Source organism: Corynebacterium mucifaciens, from assembly GCF_012396315.1.
GTDB classification, from domain to species: Bacteria; Actinomycetota; Actinomycetes; order Mycobacteriales; family Mycobacteriaceae; genus Corynebacterium; species Corynebacterium mucifaciens.
Genome location: NZ_JAAXPF010000002.1, coordinates 1 through 17,381, shown reverse-complemented (window position 1 = coordinate 17,381; position 17,381 = coordinate 1). Strand labels below are relative to the sequence as shown.

Annotated in this window: 21 protein-coding genes; 6 read left to right on the top strand and 15 right to left on the bottom strand. The window is 65.8% G+C overall.

Features of this window, described 5'->3' with window-relative positions; genetic code table 11:
* Positions 1-7: 7 nt before the first annotated feature.
* The 3 genes from dapF to HF989_RS02060 are packed head-to-tail and all read right to left on the bottom strand — an operon-like array spanning position 8 to position 2,279.
* Complete coding sequence (dapF, locus tag HF989_RS02070) at positions 8-820, bottom strand: diaminopimelate epimerase (RefSeq protein WP_168683715.1); 813 nt, start codon at positions 818-820, stop codon at positions 8-10.
* Complete coding sequence (gene miaA, locus HF989_RS02065; RefSeq protein ID WP_168683714.1) at positions 817-1,716, bottom strand: tRNA (adenosine(37)-N6)-dimethylallyltransferase MiaA; 900 nt, start codon at positions 1,714-1,716, stop codon at positions 817-819. The genes dapF and miaA overlap by 4 nt, the downstream gene beginning before the upstream one ends.
* The gene (locus tag HF989_RS02060; RefSeq protein ID WP_168683713.1) at positions 1,713-2,279 is read right to left on the bottom strand and encodes a hypothetical protein; all 567 of its coding nucleotides are present in this window, start codon (positions 2,277-2,279) and stop codon (positions 1,713-1,715) included. The genes miaA and HF989_RS02060 overlap by 4 nt, the downstream gene beginning before the upstream one ends.
* Before the next feature lie 133 nt (positions 2,280-2,412).
* Between HF989_RS02060 and HF989_RS02055 the strand changes: the two genes are divergently transcribed.
* Both HF989_RS02055 and HF989_RS10870 read left to right on the top strand, forming a co-directional pair.
* On the top strand, positions 2,413-3,765 hold the full coding sequence (locus tag HF989_RS02055; protein WP_168683712.1) for a DUF349 domain-containing protein: 1,353 nt from the start codon (positions 2,413-2,415) through the stop codon (positions 3,763-3,765).
* 9 nt (positions 3,766-3,774) lie between these two features.
* A complete protein-coding gene (locus tag HF989_RS10870; protein ID WP_168683711.1) occupies positions 3,775-4,854 on the top strand; it encodes a GNAT family N-acetyltransferase in 1,080 nt (359 codons plus the stop codon).
* Here the strand turns inward: HF989_RS10870 and HF989_RS02045 are convergent.
* The 7 genes from HF989_RS02045 to HF989_RS02015 all read right to left on the bottom strand — a co-directional run bounded on the left by HF989_RS02045 (position 4,851) and on the right by HF989_RS02015 (position 11,114).
* The gene (locus tag HF989_RS02045) at positions 4,851-5,462 is read right to left on the bottom strand and encodes an Rv2732c family membrane protein (protein ID WP_168683710.1); all 612 of its coding nucleotides are present in this window, start codon (positions 5,460-5,462) and stop codon (positions 4,851-4,853) included. The two genes, HF989_RS10870 and HF989_RS02045, sit on opposite strands and share 4 nt — an antisense overlap.
* A gap of 17 nt (positions 5,463-5,479) precedes the next feature.
* Complete coding sequence (miaB, locus tag HF989_RS02040; RefSeq protein WP_168683709.1) at positions 5,480-7,006, bottom strand: tRNA (N6-isopentenyl adenosine(37)-C2)-methylthiotransferase MiaB; 1,527 nt, start codon at positions 7,004-7,006, stop codon at positions 5,480-5,482.
* Between the two features lie 24 nt (positions 7,007-7,030).
* Positions 7,031-8,179 carry an aminotransferase class I/II-fold pyridoxal phosphate-dependent enzyme gene (locus HF989_RS02035; protein WP_168683708.1) on the bottom strand — a complete coding sequence of 383 codons (1,149 nt, stop codon included), beginning with the start codon at positions 8,177-8,179 and terminating at the stop codon, positions 7,031-7,033.
* Positions 8,176-8,892, bottom strand: a complete 717-nt coding sequence (locus HF989_RS02030) for a 6-carboxyhexanoate--CoA ligase (protein ID WP_168683707.1) — start codon at positions 8,890-8,892, stop codon at positions 8,176-8,178. The genes HF989_RS02035 and HF989_RS02030 overlap by 4 nt, the downstream gene beginning before the upstream one ends.
* 49 nt (positions 8,893-8,941) lie before the next feature.
* Positions 8,942-9,526 carry a recombination regulator RecX gene (recX, locus tag HF989_RS02025; RefSeq protein WP_168683913.1) on the bottom strand — a complete coding sequence of 195 codons (585 nt, stop codon included), beginning with the start codon at positions 9,524-9,526 and terminating at the stop codon, positions 8,942-8,944.
* Positions 9,527-10,648 (bottom strand): recombinase RecA, encoded by a 1,122-nt coding sequence (gene recA / locus HF989_RS02020; protein ID WP_168683706.1) that lies wholly within the window; start codon positions 10,646-10,648, stop codon positions 9,527-9,529. It abuts the gene before it with no gap.
* Between the two features lie 250 nt (positions 10,649-10,898).
* Positions 10,899-11,114, bottom strand: a complete 216-nt coding sequence (locus HF989_RS02015) for a DUF3046 domain-containing protein (RefSeq protein WP_168683705.1) — start codon at positions 11,112-11,114, stop codon at positions 10,899-10,901.
* Positions 11,115-11,157: 43 nt separating this feature from the next.
* On the opposite strand from HF989_RS02015, the gene HF989_RS02010 reads away from it, so the two are divergent.
* The 3 genes from HF989_RS02010 to HF989_RS02000 are packed head-to-tail and all read left to right on the top strand — an operon-like array spanning position 11,158 to position 13,019.
* Positions 11,158-11,724, top strand: a complete 567-nt coding sequence (locus HF989_RS02010) for a biotin transporter BioY (protein ID WP_168683704.1) — start codon at positions 11,158-11,160, stop codon at positions 11,722-11,724.
* A 3-nt stretch (positions 11,725-11,727) separates the two neighbouring features.
* Positions 11,728-12,417, top strand: coding sequence for an energy-coupling factor ABC transporter ATP-binding protein (locus tag HF989_RS02005; protein ID WP_168683703.1), 690 nt, complete (start codon positions 11,728-11,730; stop codon positions 12,415-12,417).
* Positions 12,414-13,019: a CbiQ family ECF transporter T component gene (locus HF989_RS02000; RefSeq protein WP_168683702.1), complete on the top strand. Its 606-nt coding sequence runs from the start codon at positions 12,414-12,416 to the stop codon at positions 13,017-13,019. Before HF989_RS02005 ends, HF989_RS02000 begins: the two co-directional genes overlap by 4 nt.
* A gap of 68 nt (positions 13,020-13,087) precedes the next feature.
* On the opposite strand, the gene HF989_RS01995 is transcribed toward HF989_RS02000, so the two are convergent.
* The 4 genes from HF989_RS01995 to pgsA form a co-directional block, all read right to left on the bottom strand.
* A complete protein-coding gene (locus HF989_RS01995; protein WP_168683701.1) occupies positions 13,088-13,951 on the bottom strand; it encodes a PspA/IM30 family protein in 864 nt (287 codons plus the stop codon).
* 71 nt (positions 13,952-14,022) lie between these two features.
* Complete coding sequence (locus tag HF989_RS01990) at positions 14,023-14,394, bottom strand: helix-turn-helix domain-containing protein (protein WP_168683700.1); 372 nt, start codon at positions 14,392-14,394, stop codon at positions 14,023-14,025.
* 23 nt (positions 14,395-14,417) lie between these two features.
* Positions 14,418-14,957 (bottom strand): nicotinamide-nucleotide amidohydrolase family protein, encoded by a 540-nt coding sequence (locus tag HF989_RS01985; RefSeq protein WP_168683699.1) that lies wholly within the window; start codon positions 14,955-14,957, stop codon positions 14,418-14,420.
* On the bottom strand, positions 14,954-15,493 hold the full coding sequence (pgsA, locus tag HF989_RS01980) for a CDP-diacylglycerol--glycerol-3-phosphate 3-phosphatidyltransferase (protein ID WP_168683912.1): 540 nt from the start codon (positions 15,491-15,493) through the stop codon (positions 14,954-14,956). The genes HF989_RS01985 and pgsA overlap by 4 nt, the downstream gene beginning before the upstream one ends.
* Positions 15,494-15,542: 49 nt before the next feature.
* Here pgsA and HF989_RS01975 point away from each other — a divergent pair, with 49 nt between their 5' ends.
* Complete coding sequence (locus HF989_RS01975; protein WP_168683698.1) at positions 15,543-15,827, top strand: YciI family protein; 285 nt, start codon at positions 15,543-15,545, stop codon at positions 15,825-15,827.
* 9 nt (positions 15,828-15,836) lie between these two features.
* Here HF989_RS01975 and HF989_RS01970 read toward each other — a convergent pair whose 3' ends face one another.
* Positions 15,837-17,012, bottom strand: a complete 1,176-nt coding sequence (locus HF989_RS01970; protein ID WP_168683697.1) for a TerC family protein — start codon at positions 17,010-17,012, stop codon at positions 15,837-15,839.
* Positions 17,013-17,381 lie beyond the last annotated feature (369 nt).

Genomic DNA, 17,381 nt, shown 5'->3' with positions numbered 1-17,381 from the left:
CTGGGCGTTAGCGACCGTCCGCCAACTCTCCGCGGAACACGATCGTGGACGGGCCCGTCATGGTCGCCTCGCCGTCATCGAGCAGCACCTCGATGGAGCCGCCAGGCACGTTGACAATCACCGCGCCGTTTTCGATGCCTGCGTCCGCAAGCGCGGCCTGCGCTGCGGCCACGGTGCCGGTGCCGCAGGAGCGGGTCTCGCCCACACCGCGCTCCCAGACGCGCATGTGCACGCTGCCGTCCGCAAGCTCGGTGAGCACCTCAACGTTGACGCCGTGCGGGAAGAACTCGGGGTCGAAATCGGGCGCCTCGAACTCCATGGTTGCAAGGTCGGTGGCGGTCATCCCCGGGATCACGCACGCCAGGTGGGGGTTGCCCACATCCACGCCGATGCCGGCGAACCGCGCTGCCCCCATCGACGCAGTGGACACGCCGGTGACCTCGACGCGTCCCATGCCGACAGCAACGATTGCGTCGGCGGAGTCTGCGGAGATTATCCGGATGTGTTTGACCCCGGCGCGAGTGTCCACGTCGAATTCCTCGGCCTTCTCTAGGCCCTCCGCCGCCAGCACATGGGCGAACGCGCGAATGCCGTTGCCGCACATCTCCGCGACGGAGCCGTCGGCGTTGCGGTAGTCCATGAACCACTTCCCGTCCGCTGCGCCGCCGCGGCGCACGACGCGCAGCAGCCCGTCGCCGCCGATCCCGGCGCGGCGGTCGCACAGGAACGCGACGCGCTCCGGGGCGAGGTCCAGCTGGTCCTCAACGTCGATGATGACAACGAAGTCGTTTTCGGTGGCGTGTGCTTTGAGGAATTTCACGCCAGCGAGTCTAACGCGGCCCCCACCACGTCGGCGCCAGCAGCATCCAGCCACACCGTGCGCGGGTCGCGGTTGAACCAAGAGCGCTGACGGCGCACGTACCGCCGGGTGCCCGTTATCGTCTGCTCCACCGCTTCTTCTTCGGTGAGCTCGCCGTCGAGCATTGCCAGCACCTGGGCGTAGCCGATGGCCCGCCCGGCGGTGGAGTCGCGCACTAGGCCGTCGCGAATAAGCGAGCGAGTTTCGTCGACTAGGCCCTGCTCGAACATCAGCCGCGTTCGCAGCTCGATGCGCGGGTTCAGCCAGTCCGCCTGCGTGCGCAGGCCCAAGATGCGCGTGCCCCAGCGCGGCGACGCGTTCTTGGGCGGCTGGGAGGCCTTGAATGGCTTGCCGGTCAGCTCAATCACCTCGAGGGCCCGCACAGTGCGCCGCGGGTCCTTGTCCTCGATCACCCGTGCCGCGTCTGGGTCAACCTGCGCCAGCTCCGCGTGCAGCGCGTCCACACCGATCTCCGCCAGCCGCTGCTCGTACTTTTCACGCACGGTGGGATCGGTTGGCGGGAACGACCACGCGTCGATGAGCGACTGCACGTACAACATGGAGCCGCCCACCAGTACCGGCACCTTGCCGCGGAACATGATCTCCTCAACCGTTTCCACCGCGAGCGCCTGGTATTCCGCCACAGAGGCGGTGCGGGTGACGTCCCAGATGTCCAGCAGGTGGTGCGGAATGCCGCTGCGCTCGCCCACCGGCAGCTTCGCGGTGCCGATGTCCATGCCCTTGTACAGCTGCATGGAATCGACGTTGACTACCTCGCCGCCCAGCTCGCGGGCCAACGCGATGCCGAGCGCTGACTTGCCGCTGGCCGTCGGCCCGACGACTGCAACCGGCCTCATACGCACCACTGCGCCACGTAGCGGCCCACGCCCAAGGTGTCGTCGTGGTCGATCAACTCCGCCTCCTGGGGCCTGGCGCCCGCGAGCTCGTGCCAGAGCGCGGGTTCTAGCAAGAGCTTGTCGACGACCTCCGGCTGCGCGCCGTCCAGCCAGTCGAGCACCTGCTGGTGGTATTCCGGCGCGCCGTCCACGAGCGCGAGCGGGGCCCGAGGGGTCAATCCCGCCGGGCCGTCGAGCACCACAACCGTCACGGCAGCCGGGTCGGGGGTGCCGATGCTGTCGCGCGCCTCGCGGATGACCGGATCGCCCAGCGCGAATCGCGCCACCAACTCGCCCAAGTAGTTCCCGCCGCGCACCGTCACGTCGGGCCTGCCCCACGCCGCGAACGACCCGGTGTGGGCGGTGTACCAGCGGCTGTCGCGCGAGCTCACGATGTCGATCGCCCGTCCGGCCGCGGTGCCCGCGAGTTCGCGGACGGTCTGGAGGAGGCGCAGCGAAGCGGCGTCGCTAGGCGAAAGCGCGAGTGCCGGCGACCCCGGCACAATCCAGAGGTTGGGTCTCACGCGCACAACCCTACCCAGCGCCCCATTTGCGCCCCGCGCCGGGCGTGGTGGCTGTAATATCGCACGCATTGCGCAAGGCAGCCGCGACGCGCGGCACAGTGCGGCCAGCTCGGCCGCAGAAAGGAATTCCCCGATGACTGATGCCAACTCCACCCCCACCCCGGGTACGAGCGTGCCGTCGCCGGCGGCGATGGCCAAAAAGCCGGGCCCGCGGCCGGGTGCCGCGGTGAAGACGGTCACTCCCGCACCGGTGCCGGCGCGTGAGCCCTCGGACCCGTCCAAGTTTGGTCGTGTAGACGAGGACGGCAACGTCTTTCTCACCCGCGGCGGCGAGGAGCGACAGATTGGTTCCTGGCAGGCCGGCACCCCCGCTGAGGGCTTGGCGCACTACGGCCAGCGCTACGACGATCTAGTCACCGAGGTTGAGCTGCTAGAGACGCGTCTGCGCGCCCACCCGGAGGAGGCCGACGCTATCCGGAAGTCGGCGGAGACGCTCAAGACAACGCTTGCGGACGCTGCGGTTATCGGCGACGTCGATGCCGTGGAGGCGCGGCTGGCAAAGGTGGTCGAAGACTCCGCTGCCGCGCGCGAGAGGGCGAAGGAGCAGAAAGCGCAGCGGCGGCAACAGGCAATCGCCCGCAAGGAAGCGCTTGCCGCTGAGGCTGAGGACCTCGCGGAAAACTCCACCGAGTGGAAGGCAGCCGGCGACCGCATCCGCGCGATCCTGGAGGAATGGCGCGGCATCCGCGGCATCGACCGCGCCACGGACGACGAGCTGTGGAAGCGCTACTCCCGCGCGCGCGACAGCTTCAACCGCCGCCGCGGTTCGCACTTTGCGGAGTTGGATCGCGGTCGCGCGCAGGCGAAGAAGGCGAAAGAGGAGCTGGTCGAGCGCGCTGAAGCGCTGAAGGACTCCACGGAGTGGGGCGAAACTGCACGCGCGTACCGCGACCTGATGACCGAGTGGAAGGCCGCCGGACGAGCCCCGCGCGAGGTGGACGACGCGCTGTGGGAGCGTTTCCGCGCCGCTCAGGACCACTTCTTCGCCGCACGCAACGCCGTCAACGCTGAGCGCGACCGCGAGTTCGAGGCCAACGCGGACGCGAAGGACGCGCTCATCGCCGAATACGACTCGCTCGTCGACCCGTCGAAGGGCCTCGGTGCGGCGAAGTCGAAACTGCGCGAGCTGCAGGACAAGTGGGACGAGATCGGTTTCGTCCCGCGCGGGCGCGTGCGCGAATTCGAAGACAAGATCGCGCGCATCGAACAGCGCGTCGCCGCCGCTGAAGACTCCCGCTGGCGCAAGACCGACCCCGCGCAGCAGGAGAAGGTGAATCAGTTCCAGGTCAAGGCCGACGATTTCGAGCGCCAAGCCCAAGCTGCTGAGGCACAGGGCGACGCTAGCAAGGCCGCGTCGTTGCGCGAGCAGGCCAAGCAGTGGCAAGAGTTCGCGGACGTGGCCGCCAAGGCAGTGAACGAAGGCTAGATCCAGCGAGTGCTCCACCCTCACCTTTACGTCCCCCGTCCGGGCCACGGCGACGATGCCGAGGCCGTGGTCGGGGGCTACGCCTTTTCCGCGACGCTTGCCATCCAGGACATCACCGGTCTTGTCACCTCAGGCGTGTCCGCCTCGCACATTGCCAAGCGCCTTGAACCGTCCGCCGAGTCCGAGGCCATGCTGTTCGGCCTGGCCTCATCGCAGCACCTGCGCCCGGTGACCGAACTCGGGTACCCCGAGCTGTTCGCGGCCGACCTGGACTTCGTGGAGGCCTGGCTGTTCGTCTCACTGCCGCTGCTCGAAGACCGCGGGGTGATCGAAGCCAACTTCACCTTCGACTCCGAGGTCGCGCCGCTGCCGGGCGAACCCGCCCCCGCCGCACCGTGGGCCAGTGCGCTTTCGCTTCTCGACGACCTGTCGGCCCGTCTCAACCGCCCCACCCGCCAGCTGTGGGTGACCCATACCGCGGACGCTTCTGAGCCGCCGCAGATACGGGAATTCGGCTACGCCCCGGCGTTCCGGGAGGATCAGGCAACCTTCACCGTGGAGGCGGCCGGCTCGTTGCCGGGCTCGGCGCCAGCGCGGTTCGCAGTCGTGCACGGCCCTGGGTTTTCGGTGGCCCGGACGGCGGTGCCCGGCGAGGTGGAGCAGTTCTCGCGCCTACTAACGTCCGCATCGCACGACTACCCGCGCGGCGAGTTGGTCATGGACACCATCGAGTGGGACCTTGATCGCATCCGAGATGCCGGGGCGCGCTTGCAGGACCGCGGTGGCTCGCAGCTCACCGGCCTTGCCTACGTTGACGGCGAATGCGTCGGGCTGTGCGAGGTGGTGCGCTACACCTCGGACGACCCCAAAGTGTGCGAGCTGGGGCTCGTCTACGTCATGCCCGAATACCGCGGCCGGGGAATCGGCGCGGGCATGCTGCGCGCTTCGCTGGAACGGGCGAAGGAAACGTGGCAGGACTTGGAGACCGTCTACTACTCCTACCCCGCAGACTCCCCCGCCGCGCAGGCGCTCATGCGACGGCTCGGCGCCGAGGTTGTCTCTTCCACAACCGCGTGGCAGAAGTCCTAGCGCGCTCGCTTGTGGCGCTGGGCGGCGCGGGACCTGCGGTCGTCGATTAGCAGAGGGTTGTCCTGTTGCTTTGTCGCCGCGCGCTGCGCCATCGCTACCTCATCCTTGCCTTGCGATTCGGCGCGCTCGAGGGCGACTGTCGCTTGCGACTCGTTGCGCGACAAAATGAGCGGGAATGTGGTGAACACGACGGCGACGACGCAGAGAATGGCCAGGTAGTAGCCGGGGCCGCGGCTGATGTCGAGCCCGCTCGAGTTACGCAGCCAAATGCCCAGGACGGAAAACACCAGGGAGACGGTGGTGACCATCCACGCGGGCACGGTGATTGCAAAGCGCTGCGTGACAACCGCAAGGGTGGTCAGGATGCCGACGCCGATGAGCGAGATCCACGCGAAGACGTACTCCGTGATCGCGGTTTGCGCTTCCTCCGCCGCGCTGGCTGCGGCGAGCACCTGCCACCCAGATGCGTCGCCGACGAACGGAAGCACCATCGCGACCAGGTAGAGCGCCGCGGCGGCTGCGAGAACCCAGCGTTTCGCACCCATGTCCACCGTGGACGCGGCGGTCTTTTCTGCGTGGGCCAGGGCTGCGGGATTGGGCTGCGTCATGTCGCCCAACTGTAGCCCTAGCCCCCGCGGCAGGCGGAATCCGTAGCAACGGCAGCGGGTTTGCCGATTGAAGGCAGGCCGAGGCCGACTCCGATCGGCGCGGTGGTGGGTACCTGGCCCACCGCGGAGTTGTCGCCAGCCTTGGTGCGGCGGTGCTCGTGAATGCCGGAATCCGCGATCAGGTAGTGCGGCTTTGCCTCGGTGATGGTGACCGTGACGTAATCGCCTGGACGGACCTCGCGGTCGATGTTTCCCTCGAGCGCGAAGTGCACGAGACGCCCGTCGCGCGCGCGGCCGGACATGCGCTGGGTGCGGTCGTTCTTGCGGCCGTCCTCCTGCACAAGGAGCTCCTGGCGCGTACCGACGAGCTTCGCATTCTCCTCCGCGCTGATGCGCTCCTGCAGCGCGTGGAGGCGCTCGAAGCGCTCCTGCACCACTGCCTTGGGAATCTGCTCCGCCATGTCCGCCGCGGGGGTACCTGGGCGCGTCGAGTATTGGAAGGTGAACGCCGAGGTGAAGCGGGCCTTCTCCACCACGTCGAGCGTGGCCTGGAAGTCCTCTTCCGTCTCACCCGGGAAGCCGACGATGATGTCGGTGGTGATCGCCGCGTGGGGCAGCTTCTCGCGCACCTCGTCCAAGATGGCCAGAAATTTCTTGGAGCGGTAGGACCGGCGCATGTCTTTGAGCACCTTGTCCGAGCCGGACTGCAGCGGCATGTGCAGCTGCGGGCAGACATTGGGGGTCTCCGCCATGGCGTCGATGACATCCGAGGTGAATTCTGCCGGGTGCGGGGAGGTGAACCGGACACGTTCAAGGCCCTCGATGTCGCCGCATGCGCGGAGCAGTTTCGAGAACGCCGAGCGGTCGCGATCCATGTCGTCGTCGACGAAGTTCACCCCGTAGGCGTTGACGTTCTGCCCGAGCAGGGTCACCTCGGACACGCCCTGGTCTACAAGCGCCTGGACTTCGGCGAGGATCTCGCCGGGCCGGCGGTCGATCTCCTTGCCGCGCAAGCTGGGCACGATACAGAACGTGCACGTGTTGTTGCAGCCCACGGAGATAGAGACCCAGCCGGCGTAGGAGGACTCCCTCTTGGCGGGAAGGACAGACGGGAAGACCTCGAGGGACTCCACAATCTCTACCTGCGCTTCATCTTCCACGCGTGCGCGGTCCAGCAGCACCGGCAGCGCGGAGATGTTGTGGGTGCCAAAGACAGCGTCCACCCAGGGGGCCTTCGAAATGACGGTGTCGCGGTCCTTCTGCGCAAGGCAACCGCCGACGGCGATCTGCATACCCGGGTGGTCGGCCTTGACGTTTTTCAGCTGCCCAAGCGAGCCGTACAGGCGCTGGTCCGCGTTGTCGCGCACCGCGCAGGTGTTAAAGACCACTAGGTCGGGTTCTTGACCTGCACCGGCCGCAACATAACCTGCGTCCTCGAGCATGCCGGAGAGCCGTTCGGAGTCGTGCACGTTCATTTGGCAACCGAACGTGCGCACTTCGTAGGTCCGGGGATTGCTGTTTGGGGTGGTGCTCGCCGTAGTCACGGCGTGACAGTGTAACCAGGTGAGCTACAACCGCGAAATGGCGTTTGCCAGGCCGTCGATCTGCTCGTCGGTGTGGGTGGCCATCACCGTCACCCGCAGCATCGCTGCACCGCGCGGAACGGTTGGCCAGCGGATGGCGGGCACAAAATAACCGGCGTCGCGCAAGGCCGCGGAGGCGCTGACCGCGCTCGCCTCGTCTCCGATGGGCACCGGGATGATGGGGCTGGGCCACTCGCCCATTCCCAGATGGGCGGCGAGGCGCTGGATGTTGCGATGCAGCGCCGCCACCGGGCTCTGTACACCCTCCAGTACGCCAACCGCGGCGGAAACCGCTGCGCACGTGGCCGGGGTGGAGGAGGTGGAATACACGAAGGGACGCGCCTTTTGCCGCAACAGCGCAGCCACCGGCGCGGAGGCAGCCACTGCCCCACCCTCCACACCAAGGGCCTTGGATGCGGTGGCGACGAGGATGTCCGGGCGGTCGTCTCGAAGCTCGAAGTGCTCGATGATGCCGCGGCCAGTCGCGCCCAGGGTGCCGGTGCCGTGCGCATCGTCGACCATGAGGGCGGCGCCGTGGGCTCGGCAGACGGCGAGGAGTTCCGGCACCAGCGCGAGCGTGCCGTCCATGGAGAACAGCCCATCGGTGACGACGAGGGCGTTACCGCCATGCCGGCTGAGCAGCTCGTCCACGTGCGATGGGTCGCGGTGGCGGTAGACGCTGACCGCGGCACCCGATGCCTTGGCGAGGCGGCAGCCGTCGATAATGCTGGCGTGGTTGCGCTCGTCCGAGAGGATGAGCGTGCCGGGAGCGGCGAGCGTTTGGAGCACGCCGGTGTTGGCAAGAAACCCTGCGGAGAAGAAGACCGCGTCCTCGTAGCCCAAGAAACGGGCGAAGTCGGCCTCGACCTGGACGTGCAAGTCGGTCGAGCCGGTGGTGAGGCGCGAGCCCCCGGAGCCGGTTCCGTAGCGGCCGATGGCGGACGCAGCCGCCTCCGCGACCGCCGGGTGCCCCGCCAGCCCGAGGTAATTCGAGGAACTGAAAAGCACGTACTCGCGCCCGTCCACGGTGCAGACCGGATCCTGACCAGTGGTAAAAACCGCCGGGACGCGTGCGAAACCCATGCCGCGCCACTGGCCGAGCGCCTCGCAGGCGGCGGTGTCGAGCCAGCTCATTCTGTGTCTCCCACCAGGACAGGAGTGTGCTCGAGGTAATGGATGAGGCCGCCTGTGTCGCGCCCATCCACGAGGAAAAGCCGCCCGCCCACCGCAGAACCGGCGGGCTTCATGTTGGGCACCCGAACGTAGCCAAGCGACTTCGTCGCCACATACCCCGTGGTGTAGCCCGGGTCGTCGGAAATACAGACCTCAGCGAGCACCGACGGATGATGAGCGACCTTGGAAGCGAGTACCAGCGCCTCGGTCACCCGGGCCTTACCCGAGCCTGGTTCGGGGCGGTGCCCGGTCGCGGCCGCGGCGTCCAGTGACGTTACCCGCACGCCCCGAGCGCGATCCGGCTCGAGACGTTGGCCGGTTTCAGCGTGGAACAGGATCGCGCCACGCATGTCGCGCACGCCAGTCAGTAGCTCCCAGGCATCCGCGGCGTGCGGAGTGAGCGGGGTTAGGGCGTTGATCACGGTGGCGCGGGCCTCTGAGGGGTCTTCGCACGTGGCCTCGGTGATGGCCAGCGCAGGGACGCGCATTATTTCCCCGTCGATGGCTGCGACGGTCACGGTAATGGAGTCCGGCGCTCCCTTACTGTGTGATAGCGCACGGCGGCTCATTGCCGCGCACACGTCGGCTACCTCGTCCGCCTCCACGATGCGCTCCGCGCCCGAGATGTGCATGCCTTCTGCACTGGAGCGCATCTTCACGCTGAACAAACTCATGCGGGCAAGTCTAGGAAACCTTCCTGAACACTGTTCAGTGTTTTGCGGACTATTCTTCGCACCTCGCGATACGCTCGTCCAACGCCTCCCGCCCGATCCGCAGTGCCATCCCCTGGTTGAAGCCGCGCCGGGCCAACGCGCCGACGATGCGGCGCAGGTGCTTGTCGTACTCCGTCCGGTCTGCAGGGGTGGATTTCACCTTCCGAGCTGCCTTTTCCGCTACTGCGCGCGCGGTGCGTTCTTCGTCCGCGTCGGAGATTTGCTCCAGCGCCGCCGCACGGTCCGCTCCTCCGACCCCTTTATCGCGCAGCTCCATGTCGAGCGCCCGAGCTGACTTCCCCCGACGTGCAGCTCGCTGCCGCACCCACTCGGAGGCGAACTGGGCGTCATTGACCAGCCCTGAGGCAGCGAGATCATCAACGACCTCATCCACCAGCTGGGGCTCGAACTCCGCCTTCAGCAACCGCTCGCGCAGTTCCGAGCGCGAGCGCGCCCGCTGGTCCAGCAACCCCAGGGCCCGCTTCCGCACCGGCGCCAATGCTTCTTCATGCTCGCGGTCAAAAAGGCCGGTGCCCGGCTCGTAGGCGTCGAGCGCAGCCTGGAGCCGGGCAATCTTTTCGCGATCGGGCACTATTTACTCCGACGTTGCCGGAGCAACCTCGTCTTCGTCGTCGAAGTCGATGTTGGGCACCATGTCCACCGGGTCGTCCGTCAGCTCGTCCGTGGGGTTTGCGTACTTACCCACGTGGAGCGCCTGGAAGATCTTGTCCTCGATCTCGTTGGCCAAATCCGGGTTTTCCTTCAGGAAGATACGGGCCTTTTCCTTGCCCTGGCCCAACTGGTCACCCTCGTAGGTGAACCAGGAACCGGACTTCTTCACAATGCCGTTCTCCACGCCCATGTCGATGATGGAGGATTCGCGTGAGATGCCCTCGCCGTACATGATGTCGAACTCCGCGATCTTGAACGGCGGGGACACCTTGTTCTTCACCACCTTCATCTTGGTGCGGTTACCAATGGAGTCCTGACCGTCCTTCAGGGTCTGAATTCGGCGAACATCGCAGCGCACCGACGCGTAGAACTTCAGCGCTTTACCACCCGTGGTGGTCTCGGGCGAGCCGAACATCACGCCGATCTTTTCGCGCAGCTGGTTGATGAAGATGGCGGTGGTGCCGGAGTTGTACAGCGCGCCGGTCATTTTGCGCAGCGCCTGCGACATCAGGCGGGCCTGGAGACCGACGTGGCTATCGCCCATCTCGCCTTCGATCTCGGCCTTCGGCGTCAGCGCGGCCACCGAGTCGATGACGATCATGTCAATTGCGCCGGAGCGCACAAGCATGTCCGCAATCTCCAGCGCCTGCTCACCGGTGTCCGGCTGGGACACAAGCAGGTTGTCCGTGTCCACGCCAAGCTTCCTGGCGTAGTCGGGGTCCAGCGCGTGCTCAGCGTCAATGAACGCCGCGATGCCTCCGGCGCGCTGCGCCTCAGCGATCGCGTGCAGCGCCACGGTGGTCTTACCCGAAGATTCCGGCCCGTAGATCTCCACGATGCGCCCGCGCGGCCAGCCGCCGATACCGAGGGCCACATCGATTGCGGTGTTGCCCGAAGAGATGGACTGGATCGGCGGACGGTTTTCATCGCCCAGGCGCATGACGGCGCCCTTGCCAAAGTCCTTTTCAATCATCGCCAGGGCTGCGTCCAGCGCATTCTGGCGGTCGTTGTCCGCCGAGGCGGCAGCCTTCTTCTTCGTTGCCATGTGGTTGTTCTACCTCCAATTGTCGGCGGCGCGGGTGCGTCGCGTGCACAGTTTGCTTGTTAGACGTATCGCCATACCGCTTCGGTTCCCTCGCACACGGAGAACGCTGTGGAAACACTGTCCGAGTTCAAGTCCAAGCGGAAAACGGGGCTCACTGTAGAACGCGACGGCGACACGCCAGAGAATACACGCAAACGTGTTCGAAGATCAACGAGGCCCACGAGCGCAGCGCCGTCGTCAAGCAGCAGTTTCAGTTCCCCGGACGGTCCACGCCAAGCCTGCGCTCCTCGGGGATGTCGAAGGCCTCGCACAGACCGCGCCACGCCTCTCGCGGATCCACCCCGTCGTCGATGAGTTCCGCCGAGGTCTTCTCAAACCCGGGCAAGACCTGCGTCTGGATAATCCACTGCGCACGGTCTGGGCCGAATTCGTCGCGCACAAGCTGGTCAAACTCTGTCAAACGCATGTGGCCGACACTACACGTCGGGCGCAGCGGTACACTCCCGCGCATGATCAAGAACTCCACCGCGCAGAACATCGCCCTTATCGCCGTCTTTGCCGCGATCGTCATCGTCCTCGGATTCGTCTCCATTCCCGTCGGTGCCGCGGGCGTGCCCATCGTGCTACAAAACGCGGCAGTCATCCTCGCGGGCCTCGTCCTCGGGTGGCGCCGCGGTTTCGCCACTGCGGCGATCTTCCTGTTGGTCGGCCTCGCTCTCCCCGTGCTCGCCGGCGGCCGCACCGTCATCTCCGCGCTGGGCGGCGCAACCGTCGGCTACCTGGTGGGTTACCTCGTCTCCGCTGCCGTGGCGGGCGCGATTGCGTACGTGGCCCCGTTCAAGTCGAACAAAGCGGCGACGTTAGGAATTCTCATCCTTGCCGGTTACGTCGCGTTGTTCTTCCAGTACCTATGCGGCGTGTTCGGGCTCATGTGGCGCGCACAGATGTCCTTCGGGGCGGCCTGGGCAGCTCAGGTGCCGTTCCTCCTCCCGGACGCCGGCAAGATCGCCCTCATGATCGCGATCGCGTTCGCCGTGCACCAAGCGTTCCCCGACCTGCGAGGGCGGCGCGCGTAGCACATGCCACTCATCGAATTCCGCCAAGCTGCTGTCACCTACGACGGCGAGCCCGTGCTCCAACCCCTGACTGTGAGCCTTGCTGAGCAGCGCATCGGCATCATTGGCTCTAACGGCTCCGGCAAATCAACCACCGTCCGCATGATCAACGGGCTCATCGAGCCGACGTCGGGCGAGGTGCTTTACGACGGGCTGTCGCCCCAGTCCAACGGCAAAGAGATCCGCAAACGCGTCGGATTCGTCTTCTCCGACGCCGAATCCCAAATCGTCATGCCGCGCGTGGCAGACGACGTGGCCTTTTCTCTGAGGCGGTTCAAACTCCCGCGCGACGAGGTGCGCCGCCGCGTAACTGAGGCACTCGACCGCTTCGGACTCGCTGATCGCGCCGAGCATTCCCCGCACACGCTTTCCGGCGGGGAGAAGCAGATGCTGGCACTCGCATCCGTCCTGGTTATCCAGCCGGACACGATCATCGCAGACGAGCCCACCACGCTGCTGGACCTGCGCAACCGCCGCCGCATCGTGCGCGAGCTGATGGCGCTGCCGCAGCAGCTCGTTGTTGTCACCCACGACCTTGAGATGCTGCGCGAGTTTGAACGCGTGCTTGTCATCGACGACGGCTCGCTCGTGTTCGACGGCGCCCCAAGCGACGCAATCGAGTTTTACACCGATCTGATGGACGCGAAACCGTGATCCGGGAATTGCCGCTCGGCGTCTACGTGCCAGGCTCGACGGCGCTGCACCGCATGGGTGCCGCAGCGAAGTTCGCGGCCCTCGTCGTATTCATCGCCCTGGTCACGGCCTTGCCCACGCAGCCGTGGCACTCCCTCGTGGCGCTCGTGTTCGTGATTGTGCTCTATGCGTGGGCCCGTATCCCTGCTGGCGTGGCAGGCCGGCAGCTCGCGCCCCTTCTGCCCGTGCTGCTGTTCTTCGCCGTATTCATGGTGTGGCAAAACGGCGCGCGATCCGCGCTTACCCTGCTTATCGGGCTGCTGGCGACCATTGCGGCCGCGAACTTGCTCACGCTTACCACCCCTGTGGAAGAGCTCCTCGCGTCCCTCGACCGCGCCCTAGCACCGCTTGGGCGCACGGGGGAACTGATCTCGCTCACCATTGCCCTGACTATCCGCCTTATTCCGCTAACCCTCGCAACCGCCAACGAGGTGCTCGACGCCCGTAGGGCGCGGGGTGCAGGATTCTCGCTCACCGCGTTTGGCATCCCGATGGTCATCCGCTCGGTGCGGCGGGCGAAGATGATGGGCGAAGCCCTCATGGCTCGCGGGGCCGTGGACTAACGCCCCCAATACGACGTTCCGCCCGGCCCGTGCAGGAGGGACCGGGCGGAGACTTTTGTTTGGCGGGATTACTCGCCTCGCAGCTCGCGCATGCGCTGCGCGACGGCGTCGTCGGAAACCTCAGAGCCCATCGGGCGAGAGGCGCCGCCGCTCTGGGCAGCGGTGCCCTGGTCGGCACTGCCCTGCTCGATGGCCGGCTTCTGCCCGGAGGTCAGCTCGCCTGCCATTTCGGCGCGCAGCTGCTCTAGGCGACCGTGGCCGGCCATCTGGATTCCCGCCTGCTCGACCTCTGCCATGCGGCCCTCGATGGAGTTCTGCGCCAGCTCCGCCGCGCCGAGAGCGTTAGCGTACCGACGCTCGATCTTGTCGCGCACCTGGTCCAGGTTCGGGCCCGTGGAGGTGATGGCGTTCATGGATTGCATGGTCTCGGAGACCTTTTCCTGCATCTTGGCCTGCTCCAGCTGAGAGAGCAGCTTGGAGCGCTCGGCCACCTGCTGCTGCAGGTGGGCCGCGTTGCGCTCAACCGCCTGCTTCGCCTGCGCTGCCTGCTGCAGGGCCTGATCGTGCAGCTGCTTGGTGTCTTCCACGCTCGCTTCGGCGGTAACCAGCTGAGCCGCGAAGGCCTCAGCGGCGTTTTCGTACTCCTGCGCCTTTTGAGCGTCGCCTTCCCCACGGGCCTTGTCAGCCAGCTGCAGGGCCTGGCGCGCGTTAGCCTGCAGCTTTTCCACATCCTCCAGGCGGCGGTTGAGCTGCATCTCCAGCTGGCGCTGGTTGCCAATCACAGCCGCGGCCTGCTGGGACAACGCCTGGTGCTGGCGCTGCGCGTCGTTGATGGCCTGTTCGATCTGGATCTTCGGGTCGGCGTTTTCCTCGATCTTGTTGTCGAAGAGCGCCATCAGGTAGTTCCAGAACTTGGAAAATGGGTTCGCCATGGCGAGAGCACCGTGACCTTTCTGTCAGTAGATTGCGTTAATCCTCAACTACTGTAGTCACCCATCGCCACTTACGCTTCGGCCGCAGCCGGGGTAGTGCGCTCCAGTTCCTCCGTGAACGAGTGCAGCGACATGTTCGCCACGGCTTCGAGCAGCACCTCAGAGACGGTGGTTCCAAGCGCGTCACACAAAGCAGCTAGAAGTTCGGAAGAGACTTCCTTCCGGCCGCGCTCCAGCTCTGAGATGTAGCCGGACGACACGCGAGCCTCCTTGGCCAAGGCTCGCAGCGTCACGCCCTTATCGGCACGGAAAGCACGAAGCGACATGCCGAGCGCCTCGCGGAACAGCGGCTCCCGCGCAGCAGGCGCGGACGCGGGTGCGGCCCCGGCCGGGGCGACGGTCAGGTCAACCGGAATGTCGTGCAGTAGAGTCGTAGTGGTCATCAGACGTTCCAACGGCCGGGCGGCTAACTTTGTTCCCGTACGCCCGAAAGCGCGCCGAGCAACGCTGCCTCGACAGCGCGCCGCCTCACCTCATTGCGGTGCCCCGACAGCACACGCACGGGCACCGGCGCTCCCGGAACCAGTGCGTAGCGGCCGCTTCCCGCATCGAGCAGCTCCGCCGCCTTGGAGGAAGCCGTCCATTTCGGTCCAGCGAGCCCAATCCACACGGTGCCAGCGGGGACACCGTCCTGGTCTGCTGGCCCAGCAACGCCGGTCAGCGAGACCGCCCAGTCGGACCCGCACGCGCGGCGGGCCCCGCGCGCCATCTCTCGGGCAACCGCGGCAGACACAACCCCCTCGCGCTCGATCAACTCCTCAGACACGTGTGCAAGGGAGATCTTCAACTCCGCCGAGTACGTCACCAGGCCGCCGACGAGAACGTCCGACGCCCCTGGCACGTCTGCCAAAGTCGCGGCCGCGAGACCTGCCGTCAACGACTCGCAGAATGCGATTGTCTGGCGGCGCGAGCGGAGCTCGTCGATAAGCAGCTGCGATGTGGTCACGAATTCACCTTCCCTGCGTCAACGAGATACTGCACACCGGTCACCACGGTAACCGCGACGGCGAGCAGCATCACGACAAATGTCGGAGTATCCATCCACGCGGGCAACGGGCAGAGATACAGCCCCACGGCCAACGTCTGCAGCGCGGTCTTCAGCTTGCCCCCCTTCGAGGCCGGCACCACGAGGCCGCGGCGCAGCATCACCATGCGCCACACGGTGATGCCCAGCTCGCGGACGACAATCACGACGGTCACCCACACCGGCAACGGCCCGGCGATGTTCAGGGTGACCAGCGCCGTGATCATGAGCGCCTTGTCCGCAATCGGGTCGGCGATTTTGCCGAAGTCGGTGATGAGCCCGCGGGCCCGGGCGATGTCTCCGTCGAGCTTGTCCGTGATCATCAGCGCGGCGAACAAGCCAAACGCCCACCACCACCGCTCGGAGAGAACGAGCCAGGCGAAGATGGGAATGAACAGAATCCTCAACGAGGTCAGCACGTTGGGGAGGTTCCAGTTCGACGGCTTGTCGGGTTGCATCACGGCCTCCACCATACCCACCCCGGGCCGGCGACCTAGACTGCCCTGCATGAAGTATTTCGCAGCTACGTACACCTACGGCGAGCAGTCGCTTGTCGACGCCACACGTCCCGCCCACCGCGAGTTCATCGCTTCGCAGCTCTCACTCGGCCGGATTGTCGGTTCCGGCCCGTACACGGACGGGACGCAGGCGCTCATTATCCTGCAGCTGCCGGACACCGCCACGGAGGCGGACGCCGCGGCGGTGCTGGACGACGACCCGTACACCGTGGCCGGCGCACTCGCGGCACGGGATGTTCGCGAGTGGAACCCGGTGACGAACATTTTCAGCTAACGCCGGCGGTTAGCCCTTCCGTCCCCCTCGGGCGACGTCGAGGTGGTCGGTCTCACGCGAACCGTCCGCCGTGTGGTCGCCCTTGCCCGATGTTGCAGGATCGTCGATCCACTCGACGTGGTGGCCGTGCTTGTCCACCTTGCGGCGGTTGCCGTGGTCGTCGAAGTCGATGTGGAACTCCTTCTCCCCCGCGTCCTTGCGGCCGGCATTGATATCCGCCCGGTCCTTGATCAGCGAGGCGATGGCCGTAATGACCAGCGTGCCCACGATGACCAAGAGGGATGTCACGGTACCAACCTCCGGCACGTTGAGCCCCTCACCGCCATTAATGAACGGCAAGTTGTTCTCGTGCAGGGCGTGGAGCAGCAGCTTCACGCCGATGAAACCAAGCACTACGGCAAGCCCGTACGGCAGGTACACCAGGCGGTCGAGCAGGCCGTTGAGCAGGAAGTACAGCTGGCGCAGGCCGAGCAGGGCAAACGCGTTGGCGGTGAACACCAGGAAGGATTCCTGGGTGATGCCATAGATCGCAGGGATGGAATCGAAGGCGAACATCACGTCGACGAAGCCGATGGACAGCAGCGCCACGAACAGCGGGGTGACGGCCTTCTTCCCAGCCTCCGTCCGCGAGAACAGGCGGTCGCCGTGGTAGGACTTCGTCACCGGGATGACCCTGCGGAGCGTCTTCACCACGAACATGTCGTTCGGGTCCTCTTCCTCCTGGTCCGTCACCTCGTCGTACACGAGCTTGATGGCCGTGTAGATAAGGAACGCCGCGAAGATGTAGAACACGTCCGACCAGGCCTCGATGATCACCGCGCCCAGCAGAATGAACAGCAGACGGCAAATCAGCGCGATGATAATGCCGATAAGCAGCACTTTTTGCTGGTAGGCCCGTGGGATCTTAAACGCGCCCATGATGAGGGCGAACACGAAGAGGTTGTCCACACTCAATGAGAGCTCAGTGATGTAACCGGTGAAGAACTGGATGCCGTGCTCAGCGTCCCACAGCCACCACACAATGCCGCCGAAGATGGTAGCCATCGTCATGTAGAACAGCGCCCACCCCCCAGATTCCTTCATCGTCGGCTCGTGCGGGGTGCGCACGTGCGAGACGAAGTCGAAGATAAAGAATCCCAGGATCACCGCTGAGGTGATCAGCCAAATATACAGAGGAACGTGCATAAACACCTCCGGTCACGAGTTACAGAAACAGACCGGAGGTCTCCCCCACCCGCGCGGGCGGCCCGGACCGGGGCCATCGCTTTTCGACGACTCCGTGCTGACGATCCTGGGCCCTTCCGGGGTACTCCCCTCCAAGCTCGATTTACTCTACACCATCGGGCAGCGGCGGCGGATTGGGCGACGGGGCAGCCTTCCCCGTCCGCGGATCCAGCTACTAAGAACCAGCTAAACGGCCCCAGAGGGGGGGTGCGGACAAAAAGTTGGAGTGCGTTTTGGGGGACGTTGTCTCGTTGTTACGCACTTAATGCTTGCCGGTGCTCGGCGATGGTGGTGCACCCTTTGCCGAGTGTCGACTTCAACCGACGGTGG

What these genes read in the sequence shown, in the direction of transcription:
- miaA (WP_168683714.1), bottom strand. Translation starts at nt 1,716, where the DNA reads ATGAGGCCGGTTGCAGTCGTCGGGCCGACGGCCAGCGGCAAGTCAGCG.
- HF989_RS02055 (WP_168683712.1), top strand. Translation starts at nt 2,413, where the DNA reads ATGACTGATGCCAACTCCACCCCCACCCCGGGTACGAGCGTGCCGTCG.
- HF989_RS02045 (WP_168683710.1), bottom strand. Translation starts at nt 5,462, where the DNA reads ATGACGCAGCCCAATCCCGCAGCCCTGGCCCACGCAGAAAAGACCGCC.
- HF989_RS02035 (WP_168683708.1), bottom strand. Translation starts at nt 8,179, where the DNA reads ATGAGCTGGCTCGACACCGCCGCCTGCGAGGCGCTCGGCCAGTGGCGC.
- HF989_RS02030 (WP_168683707.1), bottom strand. Translation starts at nt 8,892, where the DNA reads ATGAGTTTGTTCAGCGTGAAGATGCGCTCCAGTGCAGAAGGCATGCAC.
- recA (WP_168683706.1), bottom strand. Translation starts at nt 10,648, where the DNA reads ATGGCAACGAAGAAGAAGGCTGCCGCCTCGGCGGACAACGACCGCCAG.
- HF989_RS02015 (WP_168683705.1), bottom strand. Translation starts at nt 11,114, where the DNA reads ATGCGTTTGACAGAGTTTGACCAGCTTGTGCGCGACGAATTCGGCCCA.
- HF989_RS02010 (WP_168683704.1), top strand. Translation starts at nt 11,158, where the DNA reads ATGATCAAGAACTCCACCGCGCAGAACATCGCCCTTATCGCCGTCTTT.
- HF989_RS02005 (WP_168683703.1), top strand. Translation starts at nt 11,728, where the DNA reads ATGCCACTCATCGAATTCCGCCAAGCTGCTGTCACCTACGACGGCGAG.
- HF989_RS01995 (WP_168683701.1), bottom strand. Translation starts at nt 13,951, where the DNA reads ATGGCGAACCCATTTTCCAAGTTCTGGAACTACCTGATGGCGCTCTTC.
- HF989_RS01990 (WP_168683700.1), bottom strand. Translation starts at nt 14,394, where the DNA reads ATGACCACTACGACTCTACTGCACGACATTCCGGTTGACCTGACCGTC.
- pgsA (WP_168683912.1), bottom strand. Translation starts at nt 15,493, where the DNA reads ATGCAACCCGACAAGCCGTCGAACTGGAACCTCCCCAACGTGCTGACC.
- HF989_RS01975 (WP_168683698.1), top strand. Translation starts at nt 15,543, where the DNA reads ATGAAGTATTTCGCAGCTACGTACACCTACGGCGAGCAGTCGCTTGTC.
- HF989_RS01970 (WP_168683697.1), bottom strand. Translation starts at nt 17,012, where the DNA reads ATGCACGTTCCTCTGTATATTTGGCTGATCACCTCAGCGGTGATCCTG.